The sequence below is a fragment of the Microcystis sp. M090S1 genome (genome assembly GCF_020246295.1).
GTDB classification, from domain to species: Bacteria; Cyanobacteriota; Cyanobacteriia; order Cyanobacteriales; family Microcystaceae; genus Microcystis; species Microcystis aeruginosa.
This window is the reverse complement of record NZ_JADBTF010000460.1, coordinates 1-5,495: the sequence shown is the minus strand read 5'-3', so window position 1 is coordinate 5,495 and position 5,495 is coordinate 1. Positions and strand designations below refer to the sequence as shown.

3 protein-coding genes, 1 tRNA gene and 1 pseudogene are annotated in these 5,495 nt (G+C 47.5%); 3 read left to right on the top strand and 2 right to left on the bottom strand.

The window, feature by feature from the left end:
- Positions 1 to 274 precede the first annotated feature (274 nt).
- Positions 275 to 511, bottom strand: a pseudogene (locus IM477_RS20135) (peptidase M28); the annotation flags it as partial.
- A gap of 109 nt (positions 512 to 620) precedes the next feature.
- Between IM477_RS20135 and IM477_RS20130 the strand changes: the two are divergent.
- Positions 621 to 2,003 carry a flavin monoamine oxidase family protein gene (locus IM477_RS20130; RefSeq protein ID WP_287733225.1) on the top strand — a complete coding sequence of 461 codons (1,383 nt, stop codon included), beginning with the start codon at positions 621 to 623 and terminating at the stop codon, positions 2,001 to 2,003.
- A gap of 80 nt (positions 2,004 to 2,083) precedes the next feature.
- Here IM477_RS20130 and IM477_RS20125 read toward each other — a convergent pair whose 3' ends face one another.
- Positions 2,084 to 4,609, bottom strand: coding sequence for a mannose-1-phosphate guanyltransferase (locus IM477_RS20125; protein WP_287733224.1), 2,526 nt, complete (start codon positions 4,607 to 4,609; stop codon positions 2,084 to 2,086).
- A gap of 206 nt (positions 4,610 to 4,815) precedes the next feature.
- On the opposite strand from IM477_RS20125, the gene IM477_RS20120 reads away from it, so the two are divergent.
- Entirely contained in the window at positions 4,816 to 5,007 is a 192-nt protein-coding gene (locus tag IM477_RS20120) for a hypothetical protein (RefSeq protein ID WP_287733223.1), read from the top strand.
- Positions 5,008 to 5,170: 163 nt separating this feature from the next.
- A tRNA-Arg gene (locus IM477_RS20115) sits at positions 5,171 to 5,244 on the top strand.
- Positions 5,245 to 5,495 lie beyond the last annotated feature (251 nt).

The window sequence follows — 5,495 nt, the reverse complement described above, 5'->3', positions numbered from 1 at the left end:
TTTCAAATATTTTGAGTATAAATACTCTATATACTCACTTCTCTGCGATGCAGTCGCACTCGCGGGAGCGCATTTTGTAGCTTGCTTAAAGCTTTGTTTCTGTCTGTATCACTTGTTACTTTTTAAAATGAGAATTGCTGGAAGCACGCTATCTCATTACTGGTGACAATGATTTGCTTATACTGCAACGCTATGGGAAAACAGAGATCGTTACACCAAGGGAATTTTAAAAAATTGTTCGGCGGTGAAGTACAAAAAATCCAGTTTGAGTGAGATGAGCGCCAATTAAAATCGGGGGTTTTTGACTGTTGTTAGGCAAATCCAAGATTAAATTTTCGTAAACTTTTCCCTGAAATGAGAAAAAATGTGATTCAACCTTTCCCCAATTGCCTAACTCTTGCCGCAGGTATTCTCGCACATAAAAATGTCCTTGACTAGAGAAAAAAGGGTTTCTTTCTCGGACAATTTGTTCTAGGTGTTGGCTTAAGCGATCGCTAAGAAGATCAAACATTGATAGCAGCAGATAATTTAATCAAAAGAGCCAATGGATAGAGAAACTGAGGCAAAAATCGGGGAGAATAACAATTGTTAATTATAAAATATTCTGTGGGGCTAAAATCATGACAAATCTCCAGTGGACTAGCTATGAATGTATCGTTGTCGGGGCGGGATTAGCAGGATTAATCGCCGCGCGGAATCTCCAGAGGCGAGGTCATCAAGTTCTGGTAATCGAAGCGCGAAATCGTTACGGTGGTAGAATGTCTGGTCAATATCTCCCCTCCGGACAGTGGATCGATCGAGGTGGTCAGTGGGTAGGCCCAACCCAAGAGCGTTTTTTGGCCCTCCTCGATGAGTATAAAATACGTCGTTTTCCCTCTCCCAATCAGGGAAAAACCGTCCTAGTCTTTAACAACAAACGCTATGAATTCAATGGTTTTTTTCAAGGTTTCCACGAGGGAGAAGTACCGGATATCGGCGCGGCAGAATGGCAAGATGCGATGTCAGCATGGGCGCGTTTTCAAGAACTAGCCAAAACCCTACCTTCAGGTTATCCCCAAGGCAACGATCACACCAAAAAACTAGACAGTAAAACTTTTGCCCAGTGGATTGAAGAAAACACCAGCACAGATTTTGGTCAATGGTATTTTGCTTATATGGCGCGTGCAGTGGGTTTTCTCGGGCCGGCCGAACCCAACCAAGTCTCACTGCTGCACGTTCTTTGGGGACAAAATTGCGCCCCTCAGGCCGAACATCCAGAAGCCGAACTGATCCATGGCGGAGCCGGACAAATTCCCGACAAGATTGCGGCGGAGTTAGGAGAGCGAATTCGACTGGGGGAACCGGTTTTTCGCCTTAATTATGACTCGGCCGGCGTGACCATAGAAACCAGCCAGAATACTTTTACCGCCAAATTTGCCATCATTGCCATGCCGCCCCATCTTGCCGGCCGCATTATTTATGATCCCCCGCTGCCACCCCAGCGAGAACAACTAACCCAACGAGTACCGATGGGATGCTGCGCTAAAATCCTGATTTCCTATGAGCGACCTTTCTGGCGAAAACAGGGACTAGCGGGAGTTGCTCAGGGGAATTGTCAATGGTTGGAACTCTGTGCTGATAGTTCCGATCCCGAAACCGGCGTCGGGGTAATCGCCACCTTTGTGGTTGGCGATCGCTATAACCGTTGGCGCTCGATGAGTGGCCCAGCGCGCCGTGCCGCCGTCCTCTCGGATTTAGCTATTTATTTCGGTCAAGAGGCCCTTTTCCCGATCAGTTACGATGAGGTGGATTGGCCCGGGGATCCCTGGACTGGTGGAGCCTATGCCGCTTTTATGCCCCCCGGAGTCTGGACAAGTTTCGGCGAGGCTCTTTTTGCTCCCGTCGGACCGATTCACTGGGCCGGCACAGAAATGGCCGATCGCTGGCCGGGATTTTTTGAGGGAGCGATCCGCACCGGTGAGGCAGCGGCCGATCGAATCGCCTTGCTTTTACGGGAAAAATGAGCATCTACAGGGCTACGCCACCTTTTAGGTCAAAAAAATCCTCATAGTCAAGTTTCGGGGGCTAATAGGGCAAAAAAATCTTAAATCATCACTATTTCGCCTTGGTAATGTTCGACGAAATATTGGACACGATGACGATATTCTTTAATTGTCCGATCGACCCATTCCTGCTGCTCACTGTTAGCATAGATATGCACTAAAGGTTCTCCGGCATCGGGTAAAATCAATACCCAGTCATCATTAAGGGGATTAATCACCTTCACCCCATCGATCAACTCTAGATTATCGGTAGCGTGAGTTTCCACCAGATAGCGCATCAGAGATCCCTTTACTTTCCAAGGACAGCGCACCGCCGTACTCTTATTGTAAATGCGCGGTAACTCGGCCCGCACCTGAGCTAGAGAACGTTCCTGAATGGTTAACATCTCCAAAAGTTTCGCCACGCTGAACATGGCATCGAAACCGGGATGTAATTGCGGAAAAATAAAGCCAGTTTGCCCACATCCTCCTAAAACCACATTAGGATTGGTTTGACATCCTTCCATTAAAGCGCTAGGACTGGCTTTTGTCCGCACCACCCGGCCATCGTGACGACGCGCGATCTGTTCCACGGCACTAGAAGCATGAACCGGCACTACCACTGTACCGCGAGGATGGGCGGTCAGAATTGTATTCACCATTAGAGCAGTTAATTGTTCCCCGCGAATCGATAAACCACTCTCATCGACGAGGACTAATTGTTCCCCGTTGGCCGAAACTTGTACGCCTAAGTTCGCTTTCAGGGCCTCCACCACATGGCCCAATTGATGGATCAGTAACTCTCTTTCCTGCATGGAAAGGGCATTCTGACGTAAACTGGCATTGAGAACCACGGCATCACAGCCAAATTTAGCCAGTAATTCTGGTAAAATTGCCCCTGAGACTCCGTAGGCGTAATCAATGACGATTTTGGAGCTACTATTGCGAATGGCCTCCACATTTAGCTGAGTTTCAAAGGTTTTGCGGTAATTATCGAGAATATCAGCCGGATAGGACATACTGCCGATTTCCTGCATTCCCACCCGTCGCAGATCTTCTTTGAAATAGGCCCCTTCGATTTTCTTTTCCCTAGCTTTGGAAACATTAATCCCTTTTTCGTCTAAAAACTCGATTAAGAGAAAATCCGGGCGATCGGGATGAATACGAACGTGAATTCCACCGACTACGTTTAATTTAGCCACTAAAGTCCGCGAAATCGGTAAAGCATTCGCTTGTAGGTTTTGGATATTCACCCCCACGGACATTAAACCGGCAATCAGCGATCGACTGACCATGCGCGAGACACTACGTTGATCCCGGGAGACGATTACCGTTGACCCCGGTTTCAGGATAGAACCGTAGGATGCCCCTAGTTTAACGGCGAATTCGGGCGTGATATCGATGTTAGCGAGGCCCGATACTCCTCGTTGACCAAAGAGGTTTTTATGGGCAGTATTTCCCCAAATCAGGTTAATATTGAGGATGGCTCCCGATTCGATCTGTTTACTCGGCCAGACTCTGACCCCGGAATTGATCTGCGCTTCTTCCCCCACGATCGATAATTGTCCGATCACCGCACCTTCGTGTACCTGGGCCCGTCGATCGATTCTGGTTCCCCTAGCGATCGTACAAGCGGCTAAATTGACCTCATCCCCGATCACCACACCATTCCAGAGGATGGGACGTTTCAGATCGGAACCAGCACCGATGGTGACATTATCGCCGATAACCGAACCCCTCTCGATCAGAACATTTGCACCAACGCGGCAATGATTGCCGATCATGGCCGGGGCCTCAATGTGGGCGCTAGGATCGATATAAGTATTAGTACCGACCCACACCCCGGGGGATTTTTCTCGATAGGGAAATTCTAGGTTAACTTTGCCGGATAAAGCGTCGTATTGCGCTTCTCGGTAGGCCTCCAGATGACCGACATCGCACCAATAACCATCGGCCACATAACCATACATAGGTTCGCCCCTTTGCAGCAGCAGCGGAAACAAATCTTTAGAAAAGTCGGCTTCTTCTTTGTAGGGGAGATAATCGAGGACTTCTGGTTCGAGAATATAGGTTCCGGTGTTGACAGTATCGGAAAAAATCTCGCTGGTGGATGGTTTTTCGATAAAACGACGAATTCTGCCTTCTTTGTCGGTAATCACTACCCCAAATTCGATCGGATTGGGAACCCGCGTCAGGACGAGGGTTGCTTTCGAGTTTTTGCTTTTATGGAATGCGATCGCTTTTTGGAGGTCAAAATCGGTGATACTATCGCCACTAATCACCAGAAAGGTATCATCTAACCATTCGGCAATATTTTTCACACATCCTGCGGTGCCTAGGGGTTGATCCTCCTCCACAGCGTAGGTGATTTTTACCCCAAAGTCGCTGCCGTCTTGAAAGTAGTCGCGCATGACATCGGGGAGATAGTGCAGGGTGGTGATAATTTCGGTAATGTCATGCTTTCGTAGTAAATTGATAATATGTTCGGCGATGGGACGGTTGAGAATCGGTACCATCGGTTTGGGAAGATCACAAGTAAGCGGACGTAATCTTGTCCCTGAACCACCTGCCATTAATACCGCTCGCATAATTTCCTCCCAAGGCTATCTTTTCGCCGTTTTTAAATATTTTTTCCAAATTCTGGCTTTAGTTTCCCGACCTCGATCGAGCCAGTTCCTAACCGGCATTCTAACACCGTCCCCCCGATTCAGAACAATATTTTCTTTTCCCAAGTCGGCAAAACCCAAGCTTAAAATAGGAGATGTGAATTGTCTAAATCTAAGGATGAGATGGCATGAGACTCGTTATTTTTATCTTAATAATTCTTTATGGTGCCGGTGGTTGGAAATTCTGGAATGGGTACAGAAGCACTAATTTTAGTCCCAGTTTACCCAATCGTTTAGCTCTAACACTGTTCTGGCCGCTTCTGTTGGCTGTTAATCCCGCCTATCGCAAGAATTTTCAAAAAGCCTTCAAGGGCAAATAAAATTAATATACTGCCAAGGTCACGGCCATAAAACAGAAAGTGGGTGGGTATCGAGGCGTTTTTTACCTGATTAGTCGGGATTACCCCCCGAAAAAACTTCTAAATAATCCACGGCAATCAACAGTTTAGCCGTGGATGGCTTATTATGGTTAGGGAAAAAATTGGGGTCGTAGCTCAGTTGGATAGAGCGAGTGCCTCCTAAGCGCTAGGCCGCCGGTTCGATCCCGGCCGATCCCGCCTTTTTCAGTGATCAGTTAGACGTTGGGGTGTGGGGAAGTGGGGAAGTGGGGAAGTGGGGTGTGGGGAGTGGGGAAGTAGGGTGTAGGGTGTGGGGTGTGGGGTGTGGGGTGTGGGGTGTGGGAAGTATAAATAGGGCTTGCTGAAAAAGTCGCTCAAAGAATTATGCTATTAAGTGCCAATAATTTGTCGTTCAAATGATAAGTTTTACTTGAGTAAAATCACTTTTAACATAATTTTTATTAAAGCGT